At 72.4% G+C, this 14,635-nt stretch carries 13 protein-coding genes; 7 read left to right on the forward strand and 6 right to left on the reverse strand.

The window, feature by feature from the left end; all coding sequences use genetic code 11:
* Positions 1-38: 38 nt before the first annotated feature.
* Entirely contained in the window at positions 39-1,490 is a 1,452-nt protein-coding gene (locus ACFWJ4_RS14290; protein ID WP_380543302.1) for a phenylacetate--CoA ligase family protein, read from the forward strand.
* Positions 1,487-3,304 (forward strand): asparagine synthase (glutamine-hydrolyzing), encoded by a 1,818-nt coding sequence (gene asnB / locus ACFWJ4_RS14295; protein WP_380543305.1) that lies wholly within the window; start codon positions 1,487-1,489, stop codon positions 3,302-3,304. The genes ACFWJ4_RS14290 and asnB overlap by 4 nt, the downstream gene beginning before the upstream one ends.
* A 163-nt stretch (positions 3,305-3,467) precedes the next feature.
* Here asnB and ACFWJ4_RS14300 read toward each other — a convergent pair whose 3' ends face one another.
* Positions 3,468-4,307 (reverse strand): class I SAM-dependent methyltransferase, encoded by an 840-nt coding sequence (locus ACFWJ4_RS14300; RefSeq protein WP_380543308.1) that lies wholly within the window; start codon positions 4,305-4,307, stop codon positions 3,468-3,470.
* A 127-nt stretch (positions 4,308-4,434) separates the two neighbouring features.
* A complete protein-coding gene (locus ACFWJ4_RS14305) occupies positions 4,435-5,247 on the reverse strand; it encodes a cyclase family protein (RefSeq protein ID WP_359908120.1) in 813 nt (270 codons plus the stop codon).
* Between the two features lie 86 nt (positions 5,248-5,333).
* Here ACFWJ4_RS14305 and ACFWJ4_RS14310 point away from each other — a divergent pair, with 86 nt between their 5' ends.
* A complete protein-coding gene (locus ACFWJ4_RS14310) occupies positions 5,334-5,840 on the forward strand; it encodes a MarR family transcriptional regulator (protein WP_359908123.1) in 507 nt (168 codons plus the stop codon).
* Positions 5,841-5,866: 26 nt separating this feature from the next.
* On the opposite strand, the gene ACFWJ4_RS14315 is transcribed toward ACFWJ4_RS14310, so the two are convergent.
* On the reverse strand, positions 5,867-7,102 hold the full coding sequence (locus ACFWJ4_RS14315) for a serine hydrolase domain-containing protein (RefSeq protein WP_359908126.1): 1,236 nt from the start codon (positions 7,100-7,102) through the stop codon (positions 5,867-5,869).
* 213 nt (positions 7,103-7,315) lie between these two features.
* Here ACFWJ4_RS14315 and ACFWJ4_RS14320 point away from each other — a divergent pair, with 213 nt between their 5' ends.
* Together ACFWJ4_RS14320 and ACFWJ4_RS14325 are read left to right on the forward strand one after the other, a co-directional pair.
* Positions 7,316-7,969 carry a nitroreductase family protein gene (locus ACFWJ4_RS14320; RefSeq protein WP_380543312.1) on the forward strand — a complete coding sequence of 218 codons (654 nt, stop codon included), beginning with the start codon at positions 7,316-7,318 and terminating at the stop codon, positions 7,967-7,969.
* 315 nt (positions 7,970-8,284) lie between these two features.
* On the forward strand, positions 8,285-8,992 hold the full coding sequence (locus tag ACFWJ4_RS14325; RefSeq protein ID WP_380543315.1) for a LuxR C-terminal-related transcriptional regulator: 708 nt from the start codon (positions 8,285-8,287) through the stop codon (positions 8,990-8,992).
* Positions 8,993-9,005: 13 nt separating this feature from the next.
* Here ACFWJ4_RS14325 and ACFWJ4_RS14330 read toward each other — a convergent pair whose 3' ends face one another.
* The gene (locus tag ACFWJ4_RS14330) at positions 9,006-9,986 is read right to left on the reverse strand and encodes an LLM class F420-dependent oxidoreductase (RefSeq protein WP_380543318.1); all 981 of its coding nucleotides are present in this window, start codon (positions 9,984-9,986) and stop codon (positions 9,006-9,008) included.
* A 150-nt stretch (positions 9,987-10,136) separates the two neighbouring features.
* Between ACFWJ4_RS14330 and ACFWJ4_RS14335 the strand changes: the two genes are divergently transcribed.
* Together ACFWJ4_RS14335 and ACFWJ4_RS14340 are read left to right on the forward strand one after the other, a co-directional pair.
* A complete protein-coding gene (locus tag ACFWJ4_RS14335) occupies positions 10,137-10,460 on the forward strand; it encodes an ArsR/SmtB family transcription factor (protein WP_380543321.1) in 324 nt (107 codons plus the stop codon).
* A 112-nt stretch (positions 10,461-10,572) separates the two neighbouring features.
* Positions 10,573-11,046: a hypothetical protein gene (locus tag ACFWJ4_RS14340; RefSeq protein WP_380543324.1), complete on the forward strand. Its 474-nt coding sequence runs from the start codon at positions 10,573-10,575 to the stop codon at positions 11,044-11,046.
* Between the two features lie 88 nt (positions 11,047-11,134).
* Here the strand turns inward: ACFWJ4_RS14340 and rodA are convergent, their stop codons facing one another.
* The gene (gene rodA, locus ACFWJ4_RS14345; RefSeq protein ID WP_380543326.1) at positions 11,135-12,334 is read right to left on the reverse strand and encodes a rod shape-determining protein RodA; all 1,200 of its coding nucleotides are present in this window, start codon (positions 12,332-12,334) and stop codon (positions 11,135-11,137) included.
* Positions 12,331-14,631, reverse strand: coding sequence for a penicillin-binding protein 2 (gene mrdA / locus ACFWJ4_RS14350; RefSeq protein WP_359908144.1), 2,301 nt, complete (start codon positions 14,629-14,631; stop codon positions 12,331-12,333). The genes rodA and mrdA overlap by 4 nt, the downstream gene beginning before the upstream one ends.
* Positions 14,632-14,635 lie beyond the last annotated feature (4 nt).

A 14,635-nucleotide genomic window follows, 5' to 3' on the forward strand; every position in this document is an offset into this window, starting at 1 on the left:
CCCGACCGTGACTCCCACAGCCCGAGGAGCTATCGAAGATGCTGCTACTGCGCGACCCCGCCCAACGCCAGGACGCCGCCGAGCGCCTGGACTCCCACACCGCCCTGATCCACCGCACCTGGCAGGGCCAGGACCCGGCCGAACGCTACGGCGCCAAGCTGGCCACCACGCTGGCTGCCGCCGTGCGCTCCCCGATGTACGCCGGCACCCTCACCGGGGACCTCGCCGAGCGGCTGCGCTCGGACACCCCGCTGACCCCCGCCGAGGCCCTGGACGCCTTCGCCGCGCTGCCCTTCCTCGGCAAGAAGGAACTCGGCGGCCACGGCGCCGGCGCGTTCACCCGCCCGCTGTCGGAGTTCCTGCACTACTACGAGTCCTCCGGCACCACCGGCGACCCGGCCCCCGCCCCCAAGGCGGTGGACGACCTGCTGGTCAACACCCTCAACATCGGCGAGATGTGGGGCCGGCTGCTGCGGCCCGCCGATGTCGCCCTGATCCTCATCAACGCCCCCTTCGCACCCGCCGCCTACCAGTTCGAGAAGGTGCTGGAGTACCTCGGGGTGATGTCCTTCCGCCCCTGGGTGGACAACATCACCGGCGACTACACCCGGGTGCTGCGACTGATCTCCGAACTGAACGCCAACGTCTACGTCGGACCGCCGTCCCGGCTGCTGGAGCTGGCCCAGTTCTCCCAGCGGAACGGCCTGCCGCTGCCCCGCTTCGACCGGCTGCTGCTGATGGCCGAACAGACCGGCCCCAGCTTCGTGCGCCACCTCGAACGCCTCACCGGCGGCACCGCCTACGTCGGCTCGTACGGCTCCTCGGAGACCGGCACCCTCGCCGTCACCTGCGAACACCGCCGGCTGCACCTGCAGTTGCAGAGCTACCTGCTGGAGATCGACGACGGCGAGGGCACCACCGTGCTCGGCCCGGACACCGACCCGGTGCAGGGCGAGCTGATCGTCACCACCCTGGACATCCCCTCCCGCCCGCTGCTGCGCTACCGCACCGGCGACCTGGTCCGGATCGAGACCGACCCCTGCGACTGCGGCATCCGGCTGCCCGTCCTGCGCACCCTCGGCCGGGCCCAGGACGTCCTGCTGCTCGCCGAGAACAACATCCGCCAGGACGACCTGGAGGAGGCACTGTGGGCCGAGGCCCTGCCCGGCGCCTCGGTGTTCAACTACATGCTGGTGCTGCGCGGCAAGGCCCTCGTCTGCCTGGTCACCACCGACGGCACCCCGGACGGCTCCTGGTCGAAGGTGCTGGAGCAGCGCCTCGCCCCGCTGTTCGAGGAGTACACGGTGACCGTCCACCCGGTGGAGAAGCTGCCCCCGCTGGCCTCGCTCGGCCAGTACCTGGGCTGGAAGCTCTCCCGGGTCCTGGACCTCAACGAGGAGGCCAACTGGGGCCGGCTGCCCGCGCCGCTCACCTCACTGGTGCGCGAGTCGCTGGCCCAGGTCGCCCAGGCCACGGGGGTCGGGGCATGAGTGGAATCGCCGGGCTGGTGTCGCGCAGCGGGGATGTGCGCGAACAGGCCCAACTCGTCCAGGAGTTCACCGACACCCTGACCCACCGCGGCCCGCGCCGCGGCGGCACCTGGCTGGCCCGGCACGCGGGCCTCGGCCACCGCCAGTTCCACACCGGGCCACGCAACGACGTGCCCCAGCCCTGGTTCCCGCCCGAGCTGGACCCGGCCCCGGCCGTCATCGCCTTCTCCGGCGAACTGCTCAACCCCGGCCCGCTGCACACCACGCTGACCGCCCGCGGCCACCGCATCCGCAACGGCTCGGACGCCGAACTCGTCCTGCGCGCCTACCTGGAATGGGGCGCCGAGGCCGCCGACCGACTGGTCGGCGGTTACGCGGCGGCGATCTGGGACGCCCGCACCGAGGAGCTGGTGCTGATCCGCGACCGGCTCGGCGTCGAGCCGCTCTACTGGGCCGAACTCCCGGACGGTTCGCTGGCGTTCGGCTCCGAACCGAAGGCCCTGCTGGCCGCCGGGCTGCCCGCCGAGGTGGACGCGAACGGCCTGGTGGACGTCCTCACCGTCGCGCTCAAGCGCCCCGGCGACGCCGTCTACCGCGGCCTGCACGAGGTCCGTCCCGGTTGGCTGCTGGTCGCCGGTCCGAACGGCGTGCGCCACCGGCGCTACTGGGCGCCGGAGGCCGCCGAGCACACCGACGACGAGCCGACCACCGTCCGGCGGGTGCGAGCCCTGCTCGCCGACACGGTGCGCCGGCAGTCCGCCGACACCGGGGTCAAGCCCGGCGCCCTGCTCTCCGGCGGCCTGGACTCCAGCGCCATCGTCGGCCTGGCCGCGGCCGGCGGCGACAAGATCGCCACCTACTCGGTCGACTTCGCGGGCAGCGAGACCGACTTCAAGGCGGACGCCCTGCACGTCAGCCGGGACGCCCCGTACGTCCGGGCGGTGGTCGACCACGTGGGCACCAGGCACACCGAGATCCTGCTGGACGCCCCCTCGCTGCTCGACCACCTGGGCGCCACCCTGCGCGCCCGCGACCTGCCCGGCGTCGGCGACCTCGACGTCTCGCTGCACCTGCTCTTCCGCGAGGTGCGCGGCCACGCCGAGGTGGTGCTCTCGGGCGAGGGCGCGGACGACGTCTTCGGCGGCTTCCCCTGGTTCACCGCCGAGGCCGACCGCCCGACCGCCAACTTCCCGTGGTCGGCCGGGATCACCGACCGCAGCGGGATGCTCTCCGCCGAGCTGCGCCGACACCTGGACGTGGACGCCGAGGTGGCCGCCCGCTACGGCGAGGCGCTCGCCGAGGTCCCGCGGCTGGCGGGCGAGTCGGGCGCGGACCGCCGGCTGCGCGAGGCCTTCCACCTCCAGCTCACCCGCTTCCTGCCCTTCCTGCTGGACCGCAAGGACCGGATGAGCTTCGCGGCGGGCCTGCTGGTCCGGCTGCCGTTCACCGACCACCGGCTGGTCGAGTACGTGTGGAACACCCCGTGGGCGCTCAAGCGGGTCGGCGGCCAGGAGAAGGGCCTGCTGCGCGAGGCGGTCGCCGATCTGCTGCCCGCCGAGGTGGTGCGGCGGCAGAAGAGCGGTTTCCCGTTCGGGCAGAGTCCGGAGTACCTGGAGGCGGTCCGCGAGGCCGTCCGCGCCCTGCTCGCCGACCGCGACTCGCCCGCCCTTCCGCTGCTGAACGCCGACGCGCTGCGCGCCCAGGTGGACGGCGGCGGCTGGCACACCGGCACCTTCACCCCGCCGCCCTGGCTGCCGCGCGCGCTGCTGCTGGACGCCTGGCTGCGGACGTACGGCGTCCGCGTGGTGCTCTGACCCTCCGACCGCACCGCACGCGCCGCCCGTACCCCCCGCTCCACCGGGGTACGGGCGGCGCCGCGTTCGCCCCGGGCACGCCCCGACGGAACGCCCCCGACGGAACGCCGACGGGCCGGCCGCCCCCGCAGGGGTGACCGGCCCGTCGGCGTGCGCGGGTGCGTCAGGCCCGCTTCCCCCAGGCGGTGAAGACCGCGAGGGAGAGGTCCCGGAACTGCGGGTCGGCGAGCTCCCGGTACGCCGCCTCGAAGTCCTCCTCGGTGGCGAGTCCGGCGGCCACCACGGCCGGCCGGGTCTGCTCCAGGGTGAGCCGCCACCACTCGGCCTCGTCGTCCCCGCCGGCGATCAGCTGGAAGCGCGCGTCGTGGCCGAGGCCGCTCAGCCCCTTGCCCTCCAGCGGCACCGGCAGGCTGCGCGCCCATTCGGTGTCGGTGCCCACCGCGGTCTCCAGGTGGCGGCGGAAGGCCCGCAGCACGGTCCGGTAGCCGGGGTGCGGCGAGTCCTTGATCGGGAAGAAGGCCGGCTCCTCCAGCACCAGCGTCCCGCCCGGGGCCAGCCACTGGACCAGCCGCTCCACCGCCTTCTCCGGGTCGGGCAGGTGGATCACCACGTACCGGGCGTGGATGAAGTCGAAGGAGGCGGGCGGGAAGTCGTCGGTGTAGACGTCGTGGCGCAGCACCCGCACGCCGTCGGCGGCGAGTTCGTCCAGGAAGGTGGTGTCGAGGTCGGTCACGGTGACCTCGGCGCCCTGCTCGGCCAGCCAGCGGGCGACCGAGCCGCCGCCCCCGCCGACCTCCAGGACCCGGTGCCCGGCCCGCAGGCCGAGCGCCCGGAAGCGGCTGCGGGTGTGCTCGTCCAGGACGGACTCCAGCAGCCGCAGCCGGTGCAGTTCGGTGTCCACGGCGTGGCTGAACACCCCGTCGCGGTAGCGCTCCTCCTTCCACTCCCAGCGTTCGCCGGTGGCCCCGGCGAAGACGGACTCCGAGTCGGTCTGTACGGTCATGGGCTTCTCCTGTGATCGCGGGTCGTTGTGATCGCGGGTCGTGTCGTTCGCATGTCGTGCCGTTCGCGGGCCGCTGTCAGCGCCGGTCGTCGTGGTCGCCGGTCGTGCCGTTCGCGGGTCCGCCGGTTCAGACGAAGGCGAGGACGCGGACCGGGCCGCCGGTCCCGCCGAGGTGCTTGGGCGCGCCGACCACGGCGACCGCGCCGAGGTCGGGCACGGTGTCGAGCCCGGCGAGGCACTCGATGGCGTACTTGCCGGCCGGCAGCAGCACCCGGTGGGTGTCCGGGTCGGCCGGGCGGGTGCCGGGGTCGAGGCTGATCGAGTCGGTGCCGACGCCCACCACCGAGCGCTCGGTGACCAGGAAGTGCGCGGCCTCCACCGAGATCCCGGGGAAGCGGTAGAGCCCTTCCGCGGGGTCGAGGTTGAGGAAGGCGCCGGGGGTGTCGATCCGGTGCGCCCAGTCGTTGTCGACGGCGAGCAGCGCGCCGTCGGGGATGCGGCCGTTGCGGCTCTCCCACGCCAGCAGGTCGTCGACGGTCAGTTCGGTGACGTGGTCGCGGGCGGCGCGCTCGCCGATCCGGACCACGGCCAGCGGTGCGACCAGGGTGTCGGCCGGGATCTGGTGGGTGGCCAGGCCGTCGTCGTCGAAGTGCGAGGGCGCGTCGAGGTGGGTGCCGATGTGCTCGTTGTAGGTGAGCTCGAAGGCGTTGTACTCGTGCTCGGCGAGGTTGGCGAGCCGCTTGATCTCCATCGGCTTGACGTACAGCTCGAACACCGGCCAGTCCGGGCCGACCACGTGGGTGAGGTCCCGGACGGCCCCGCGCGGCAGGCTGATCGGGGCTCTGGCCCGGAGCGGCGCCGAGACCTCGGCGGGCGCGGCGGCGACGGGCCCGGTGGCGGTGTGGCCGGTGGCGCCGGCCACCGTTTCCGGTGAGCACATGGGATTCCCCTTCCTTGAGAACGTCTACGGAAAAACAATCTCCTGAACGCGTTATGCTGATGGCCCCGCCCGCAGAAGGAGTTCCGATGGCCACCGCCCCGCGGACGCCCCGCCTCGCCTCGCCCAGCCGGACGGACGACGGGGGCGAGCGCCGGCAGTACTTCGCGACGCTCACCCGGGAGCGCCCGGACATCGCGCTCTGCCGGGCCACCACCGTGGTCGCCCGGGCGATCGACGAGGAGCTGACCGGCGCCCGGCTGACGGTGGCCCAGCACCTGGTGCTGAAGATGCTGGACGCGGTCGGGGCCTGCTCCCAGCAGGAGTTGAGCGAGCAGCTGCGGATCGACCGCAGCGTGATGGTCGGCTGCATCGACGGCCTGGAGAGCTCCGGACTGGTGGTCCGCGAGCGTCACCCGCGCGACCGCCGCGCCTACGCCGTCACCATGACCGAGGTCGGTTCGCGGGCCCTGGCCGAGGCGGAGGCGGGCATCGCCCCGATGATGGACCGGGTGTTCGCCGCGCTCACCGCGGAGGAGCGGGACACGCTGATCCGGCTGACCCGCAAGCTCCTCGCCGTCCAGCCGGGCGGGTGAGCCCCGGAGCGGGGCGGGCGGACCCGTTATCCGACCAGCGCCTGGTTGACCAACTGCCGCAGGCGCCCGTGCAGTTGGTGCGCGCTGGAGGGCATCAGCTGGGTCAGGAACAGCACCGTCAGCCGCTCCGCCGGGTCCACCCAGAAGATGGTGGACGCGGCGCTGTGCCAGCCGTACTCCCCGGCACTGGCCGGCACCCCGGCGGCGGCCGGGTCCTGCACCACCGCGAAGCCGAGCCCGAAGCCGACCCCGGCGGTGGGCATCTCGGAGAACACCGGCCGCCCGACGCTCTTCAGGTCCCCGCCGCCGGGCAGGTGGTTGCGCAGCGCGTGTCGCAGGGTGTGCCGGCCGAGCACCCGTACGCCCTGGTACTCGCCCTCACCGAGCAGCATCTGGCTGAACCGGTGGTAGTCGGCGAGCGTGGTGACCAGTCCGGAGCTGCCGGAGAGGCAGTGCGGCTCGCGCAGCACGTCACCGCCGAAGGCGTCGTTGCGGACGGCCTTCCCGCTCGCCGGGTCGACGACGTAGAAGCCGGCCAGCCGGTCGGCCTTGTCGGCCGGGACGTGGAAGCCGGTGTCGGCCATGCCGAGCGGGCCGAGCACCCGCTCGGCCAGGAACTCGTCCAGCCGCCTGCCGGAGGCGACCTCGATCACCCGCCCGAGCACGTCGCTGGAGGCGCCGTAGTTCCAGGCGGTGCCGGGCTCGAAGAGCAGCGGGAAGGAGGCCCACTTGGTGACGCACTGGGCGAGGTCGAGGCCGGGCGCGGTGGTCCACTCGAAGCCGTTGGCGGTGTAGATCTCGTCCACCGGGTGCGCCCGGTGGAAGCCGTAGGTCAGGCCGGAGGTGTGGGTGAGCAGGTGCACGATCCGGATCGGCTCGGCGGCGGGGACGGTGACCGGCCGGGAGGCCGGCCCGCGCTGGTAGACCCGGACGTCGGCGAACTCCGGCAGGTAGCGGGAGACCGGGTCCTGGAGGCCGATCGCGCCCTCCTCCAGCAGCACCAGCGCGGCCACCGAGGTGACCGGCTTGGTCATCGACCAGGACCGGTAGATGGTGTCCGGGGTCTGCGGCAGGCCCTTCTCGACGTCGCGGTGCCCGTATCCGGCGAGGTGGGCGACCTTCCCGCCGCGGGTCACGGCGAGCTGCCAGCCGGGCAGCCGGCCGTCGTCCACGTAGGCCCGGAGGTAGGAGTCGATCCGGCGCAGCCGCTCGGGGTCCAGCCCGACCTCGGCCGGTTCGACTTCGACTTTGATCTGCGACATGGCGTCCTCTCGCGGTCGAGCACTCTCGTCATGTTTCGAATGTTCGAAGATAGTGGAAGCATAGAAAGAATCAACTCGGCACACAAGAGCGGAACTTGAGATCCCGTCCGGTCCACCCACTGGACTTCGAATGTTGCGCAAGTTTCGAACCATCAATAGGATCCGGAAGGATCCGCACCCCCTTCCGACCCGACCGGAGCTGGAGCCCCGCCCATGTCGCCCCTCGCGCTTTCCATCGACGAACTGCTCACCACCACCCGGGCGGTGCGCAAGCGGCTCGACCTCACCCGCCCGGTGGAGCGCGAACTGATCGAGGAGTGCCTGGCCCTGGCCACCCAGGCCCCCACCGGCCGCAACCGCCAGCGCTGGGACTTCATGATCATCACCGACCCCGCCAAGCGCTCCGCGATCGCCGACCTCTACCGGCTCGGCCTGGTCCGCCCCCGCCAGCAGGTGGTCGGCACCGGCGTGGACCGCACCGTCGGCGACCAGCTGCGCCGGCTCCGGCTCGCCGAGAGCGCCCAGCACCTCTTCGACCACCTGCACGAGGTCCCGGTCCTGGTGATCCCCTGCGTCCGGATCGAGGGCCGGCACGAGGTCGACTCCTTCGTCGGCCAGGCCAACACCTGGGGCTCGATCATCCCGGCCACCTGGCAGTTCATGCTCGCCGCCCGCTCCCGCGGCCTCGGTACCGCCTGGACCACCCCGCACCTGCACTACGAGCGCGAGGCCGCCCAGATCCTCGGCATCCCCTACGAGACCGTCCTGCAGGCCGCGCTGATCCCGCTGGCCCACACCATCGGCACCGACTTCCGCCCCGGCCCCCGGGTCGGCACCGAGCAGATCGCCCACTGGGACGCCTGGTAGTCCCCCCGGTGGCGCCGCGCCCACCAGGAAGTTCTTGACCACCGATCAGGCAGATCTTTAGGATGGCTTCCATGTTCCGGGAATGTCGAGTCAACGGCCTTGCTGCCGCAGCGACTTCCGACTGCGCGACGCACCGCTGCCGCTGTCGCCCCTGAACTCTCCTCCCGCGTCCGCGCACCGACCGCGCACCGACCCGACGCCGGAAAAGAAATCTCCTCTCATCATCCCGATTCCGCCCCCGCGGTGGTGCCCCCACGCACCCCGCCGATTCCGGCTGCCCGGAGTCCCGGAATCTCGACGGCAAGGAGAACGAACATGAGCCTGTCCCTCTACCGCCCCGCCGACCCCGCCGATCCCACCGGTCCCACCGTCCGCGTGCTCATCTGCGCCGCCTCACCGCTGCTGCGCACCGGGCTGCGCACCATCCTGCAGCGCTCACCCGGGCTGCAGCCCCTGACCGAGCTCTCCACCACCGCCCGGATCGCCCAGGCCTGCGCCGCCAAACGCCCGGACGTCGTCGTCATCGACGCCGACATGCCCGGCATGGAGGCCTGCGAGGTCAAGAAGCTCACCTCCGACCGGGAGACCGGGCAGCCCGGCGTCATCCTGCTGGTCCGCCCCGGCGACCCGGACCGGATGCTCGACTACCTCAGAGCCGGCGCCCGCGGCCTGGTCCTGCGCGACGGGCCCGAGTCCGACATGGTGCACGCGGTCCGCGCGGTCGCCGCCGGGAACGCGCTGATCTCCCCGCCGATCACCGCCGAGGTGGTCACCGAGATGGCCCGCCGGCTGCCCGGACCTCCGCTGCACACCCCACCGCTGCTCCATCTGCTCACCCCGCGCGAACAGGAGGTGCTCACCCTGATCGCGGGCGGGCTGTCCAACGCCGAGATGGCCGCCGAGCTCCACCTCAGCGAGAAGACCGTCAAGTTCCACGTCTCCAACGTGCTCGGCAAGCTGCGCGTGCGCAGCCGGGCCCAGGCCATGGTCTACGCCCGGTCGGGACACCGGGCGGCCGGATAGGGGCTGCGCGGCGTCACGTCTGCGGGGCCAGGGCCCGCAGCGTGTCGCGCATCCCCTCCGGTCCGGGGCCGAACTCCGGCACCGGCAGCACCGCCAGCAGCGGCGTGTCCACCCCCGCCGCCGCGAACTGTGCGACCCGCTCCCGGCACTCCCCCGGGGAGCCGTGGATCAGCAGCGCGTCGATCAGGTGCTCGGGCACCGCCTCGCACGCGCCGTGGAAGTCGCCCGCCGCCCACGCGGCGTGCGAGGCGGCCAGCTCCTCGCCGCGCCCCAGCCAGTCGTGGAAGCCGCCGTACGTCCGGGCGTTGAGGATAGGACCGAGCAACTGCCGCCCCTGCCAACGGGCGTGGTCGCGGTCCTTGGTCGGGCAGACGAACAGCCGGGCCACCACCTCCTTGGTGCGGCCCTCCTCGCCCATCGCCTCCCGCACCCGCGGTACGTCCGCGGCCGCCAGGAAGTTGGTCACCAGCCCGTCCGCCTCCCGGCCGGCCAGCCGCAGCATCTGCGGGCCGAGCGCGCCCATCATCACCGGCGGCACCGGGTCGGGCCGCAGCGCCGGCGTGTACCCCTCGATGGTGAAGGAGTCGAACGCGCCCCGCACCGTCCGGCCGGCCAGCGCGTGCTTCAGGAACCGCACGGTGTCGCGGACCTGACGGTACGGGTGCTCGAACGGGATGCCGTTGATCCGGGTGACGAACGGCGGGCCGGAGGAGCCGACGCCCACCACCACCCGGCCGGGAGCGGCCTCGGCCAGCGAGGCGACCGTCATGGCGAGCAGCGCCGGCCCTCGGGTCTGCACCGGCACCACCCCCGTGCCCAGCCGCAGCGCGGGCGCCCAGGCCGCGGCGAGCGCCAGCGGGGTGAAGCCGTCGTAGCCCGCCGCCTCCCCGGTCCACACGTCGGTGTAGCCCAGATCGGGCAGTTCCTCGACCAGTGCGCGGTGGCGGTGCAGCGGGACGCCGCGCAACGGGAGTGTCAGACCGTAGCGGCCCACGGGCACCTCCCGGCGGTTCGCTCGCGGCGTTCACTCATCGGGTGTCCTTCCGCGGGAACGGCGGTGCGGGCCGGCCCCATTGCCTAAGATTGGATAGTACGCCAAAGTTCGAACAATCCATCGCACGACCAGGACGACCAAGGAGCCGCCATGCGGACCCCGAGCCACCCGGCCACCGACTCCATCCAGCTCGCCGGCATCTTCCACGCCCTCAGCGACCCGGCCCGCCTCTCCATCGTGACGGGCCTGTCCGAGGTCGACGAGCAATGTTGCAGCGACCTGGACATCCCCCTGTCCAAGTCGACCCTCTCGCACCACCTCAAGGTGCTGCGCGAGGCCGGCGTCACCACCACCCGGGTCGAGGGCACCCGCCGGCTGATGTCGCTGCGCCGGGACGACCTCGACCTGCGCTTCCCCGGCCTGCTGGACGCCGTCCTGGACGCCGCGACCCGTGAGCCCGCCGACGTCCACTGATTCTCCCCGACACTCCCGGGGCGGCTCTTCGGCCGTACGACCGGTCTGTGCCCCGGCCTTTGGACCTGAATCGGCCCCGCTCGGCCCCACCGGGCGCGCCGGTGGAGCAGGCTTGCCGCGTCCCTGCCGTCCGCAGCCCGCCCTGGAGGCCGCCGTGCCCGCCGACACCCGCGCCCACGAGACCGCCGCCCACGACACCCCCGCTCACGAGGCCGCCGCCCGCGCCGCCCTCGACGCCTTCCTCGACGCCCTCAACAGCCGCGACCTGACGGCCTGGGCGCGGACCCTGCACTACCCGCACGTCCGGGTGCACGAGGGCGAGGTGACCGTCTGGGAGGACGAGGCCGGCTACGTCGAGCGGTCCGCCCCCGAGCTGGCCCTGCTGGTCGCCTCCGGCTGGGCCCGCAGCGGCTGGGAGAGCGTCGAGCTGAGCCAGTCCTCCCCCGACCAGGTGCACGCCCTGGTCCGCTTCGCCCGCTACGACGCGGCCGGGGAGCGCACCGGCTCCTTCGACTCGGTCTACGTGCTCACCCGGCGCTCCGAGCGCTGGGGCGTGCTCGCCCGGATCGGCTTCCCGGCCGCCTGACCGCGGCGCCCCCGGCCGCGGGAACGCCCCGGACACGACCGCGGGGCCGGCCCGGGAAGTCCCCGGCCGGCCCCGCCGCGATGCGCGCTCAGGCCGCTATCGGCCGCTGGCTGCGCACCGCCTGGAGCAGCCCGATGGCCATCCAGTTCGCGAACATCGAGGAGCCGCCGTACGAGACGAACGGCAGCGGGATGCCCGCGACCGGCATGATGCCCAGGCACATCCCTATGTTCTCGAAGGCCTGGAAGGACAGCCAGGCGATGACCCCGGCCGCCACGATCGTCCCGTACAGGTCGGTCGCCTGCCGGGCGATCCGGCAGGCCCGCCAGAGGATCACGCCGACCAGCGCGATGATCGCCAGCGCCCCGACGAAGCCCAGCTCCTCGCCGGCCACGGTGAACACGAAGTCGGTCTGCTGCTCCGGCACGAACTGCCCGACGGTCTGGGTGCCGTGGAACAGCCCCTTGCCGGTCAGCCCGCCCGAGCCGATCGCGATCCGGGCCTGCGCGGTGTTGTAGCCCACGCCGTTCGGGTCCAGCTGCGGGTTCGCGAAGGCGGCGAAGCGGTCGATCTGGTACTGGCTCAGCAGTCCGAACTTCCAGATCGCCACGCACCCGGCGGTGCCCGCCACCAGCAGGCCGAGCACCCAGCGGTTCGCCGCGCCCGAGCCGAGCAGGATGCCCAGCACGATCGCGGCCATCACCATCACCGAGCCGGCGTCCGGCATCAGCATCACTATGCCCATCGGCAGCCCGGCCCAGAGCAGTCCCCGGAACACCGCCCGGTGCGAGGGGAACTCCCGCTCCCCCGCGTCCACCTGGTCCGACAGCACGACCGCCATCGCCAGCACGATCGCGAGCTTCGCGAACTCGGCCGGCTGGATCGAGAAGCCGCCGCCGAGCTGGATCCACGAGTGCGCGCCGTTGATGGTCGAGCCCAGCGGACTGAGCGTCGCCAGCAGCATCAGGAGCACGCCGACGTACAGGAACGGCACGATCGTGCGGAAGCGCCGGCTCCCTATCGCTATCACCACGGAGCACAGCACCAGCCCGACCACGAAGTTGGTCAGGTGCCGGTACAGGAAGTACTGCGGGTCCCCGTGGGTCAGCGAGTCGCGCCCGCGGGTGGCCGACCAGACCAGCAGCGAACTGCCGGCCGAGAGGGCCAGCGCGGCCAGCAGCAGTATCCAGTCCAGCCGCCAGAGCGGGGAGTCCTTGGCCAGGGCCTTGGAGACCCCGCTGCGCTGCGGCGCCAGCCGCAGCTGCCGGTACGAGCCGTAGGAGGTCATGCCCGTCCCCTTCCCGGTCCGCGCGTGGGTTCGAGCGCGGCGTCGGCCGCGGTGTACGACGCCGGACGGTCGGCCGGCGGCGTCCGGTCGAGGAAGGCCGTCGCCGGGGCCGGCTGCGCGGCGGCCGCGTCGAGCAGCGCCGGGGCCGGTGCGGCGGCCGGCGCCTGGGCGCCCGGCGCCGCGTCGACGCCGTACGAGACCGGCTTGATGATCGCGGTGCCGTCCGGGTTGAACTTCGGCAGCTCGGCCTGCGGCGCGGGCAGCAGCGCCTTGCCGGTGTCGATGCCGCCCTTGTCGTCCACGCCGTACAGCGCCTGGTAGATCCGGCGGATGGCGTCGCCGGAACCGCCGGAGCCGGTGCCGCCCTGGCTTATCGTCATGACGACGGCGTAGTCCTTGCTGTACGTGGTCAGCCAGGAGGTGGTCTGCTTGCCCTCGACCTCGGCGGTGCCGGTCTTGGCGTGCAGCGTGATCTTGTCCTGCGGCCAGCCGTTGAACTTCCACGCGGCGGTGCCGCTCTTGATGACGCTCTCGGTGGCCTGGTTGATGTAGCTGAGCAGCTTCTCGTCGCCGGGGAACCTGGCGTCCTCGTGCGGGGCGATCTCGCGGACGAGGTCCCCGCCCGGGCTTATCACCGCCTTGGCGATGGTCGGCCGGTAGAAGGTGCCGCCGTTGGCCAGCGCCGAGTAGATCCGGGCCATCTGGACCGGGGTGACGAGGGTGTCGCCCTGGCCGATCGCGAAGTTGACGGCGTCACCGGCGCGCATCTGGTAGCCGTCGACGCAGTTCTCCCGGGCGATCTGGTCGGAGTAGCTGTTGCCGCCCTTCTGCCCCTGGGCGCACCAGGCGTCCTTGTTGTTGTCGTAGAAGGACTGCTTCCACTGCCGGTCCGGCACCCGGCCGGTGACCTCGGACGGCAGGTCGATGCCGGTCTTGGCGCCGAGGCCGAACTCGTGGGCGGTCTTGAAGAACCAGTCGCCCGGCTCCTTCTTGGGCTTGATGCCGCCGTCCTTCAGCCACTGGTCGTACGCCAGGCCGTAGAAGACGGTGTCGCAGGAGACCTCCAGCGCCTTCTCCAGGGAGATCTGGCCGAAGTTCTCGCTCTCGAAGTTCTTGAACTCGCGGCCGCCGATGGTCATGCTCTTCGGGCAGTCGTAGTGGCCGTCCAGCGAGTAGCCGGCCTGCACGGCGGCGGTGGTGGAGATGACCTTGAAGGTCGAACCGGGGGCGGACTGACCCTGTATGGCCCGGTTCAGCAGCGGGAAGTTGGAGTCCTTGCTGGTCAGCGACTGGTAGTCCTTGCCGCTGATGCCGCCCACCCAGAGGTTCGGGTCGTAGGTCGGGGCGCTCGCCATCGCGACGATCCGCCCGGTGTGCACGTCCATCACCACGGCGGCGCCGGAGTCGGCCTCGTAGTTGCGGTTGGTGACCTTGTCGAAGGTGTTCCGGGCGTCGTTCATGGCCTGCGCCAGGTTGTCCTCGACGACCTTCTGCACCCGGGCGTCGATGCTGGTGACCAGGTTGTCGCCGGTCTGCGGGGCGACGGTGCCGGCGTTGCCGATCACCCGGCCGAGGTTGTCCACCTCCAGCTTGGTGATGCCCGCGGTGCCGCGCAGGTCGCGGTCGTACACCGACTCCAGGCCGGCCCGCCCGATCTGGTCGGCCGGCAGGTAGCGGTCCAGACCGCTCCTACCGGCGGTCTTGCTGACCTCCTCGTCGGTGACCGGCGAGAGGTAGCCGAGCACCTGGGCCATGTTGGCGCCCTCGGCGCCGGTGTAGCGGCGCACGGCGGTGGGCTGCGCGGTGACCCCGGGGAAGTCCTCGCGGCGCTCCATTATCTGCATCGCCTGCTGGGTGGTCGCCTCCTTGGTGACCGGGATCGGCTGGTACGGCGAACCGTTCCAGCACGGCTGCGGGGTCTTGGCGTCGCAGAGCCGGACCTTCTCCTGCACGTCCTTGGCGGGCATCCCCAGCACCTCGGCCAGTCGGGACAGCACCGCCTTGCCGCCGTCCTTCTGCTGGAGCAGCGAGGTGCGGCTGACCGAGACCACCAGCCGGGTCTCGTTGCCGGCCAGCACCCGCCCGGAGGCGTCCAGGATCTCGCCGCGGACGGCCGGCTCGACCACCTCGCGGATGTGGTTGCCGGTCGCCTTCGCGGTGTATTCCTTGGCGTTGCGGATCTGCAGGTACCACAGCCGCCCGCCGAGGGTGGCGAGCAGCGACAGCACCAGGATCTGCAGCACCACCAGACGGATCGTCACCCGTCGGGTGCGTCCGGTCTCGGGGATGTTGCTCACGTCT

This window comes from Kitasatospora sp. NPDC127067, assembly GCF_042724755.1.
Taxonomy (GTDB): Bacteria; Actinomycetota; Actinomycetes; order Streptomycetales; family Streptomycetaceae; genus Kitasatospora; species Kitasatospora lactacystinica.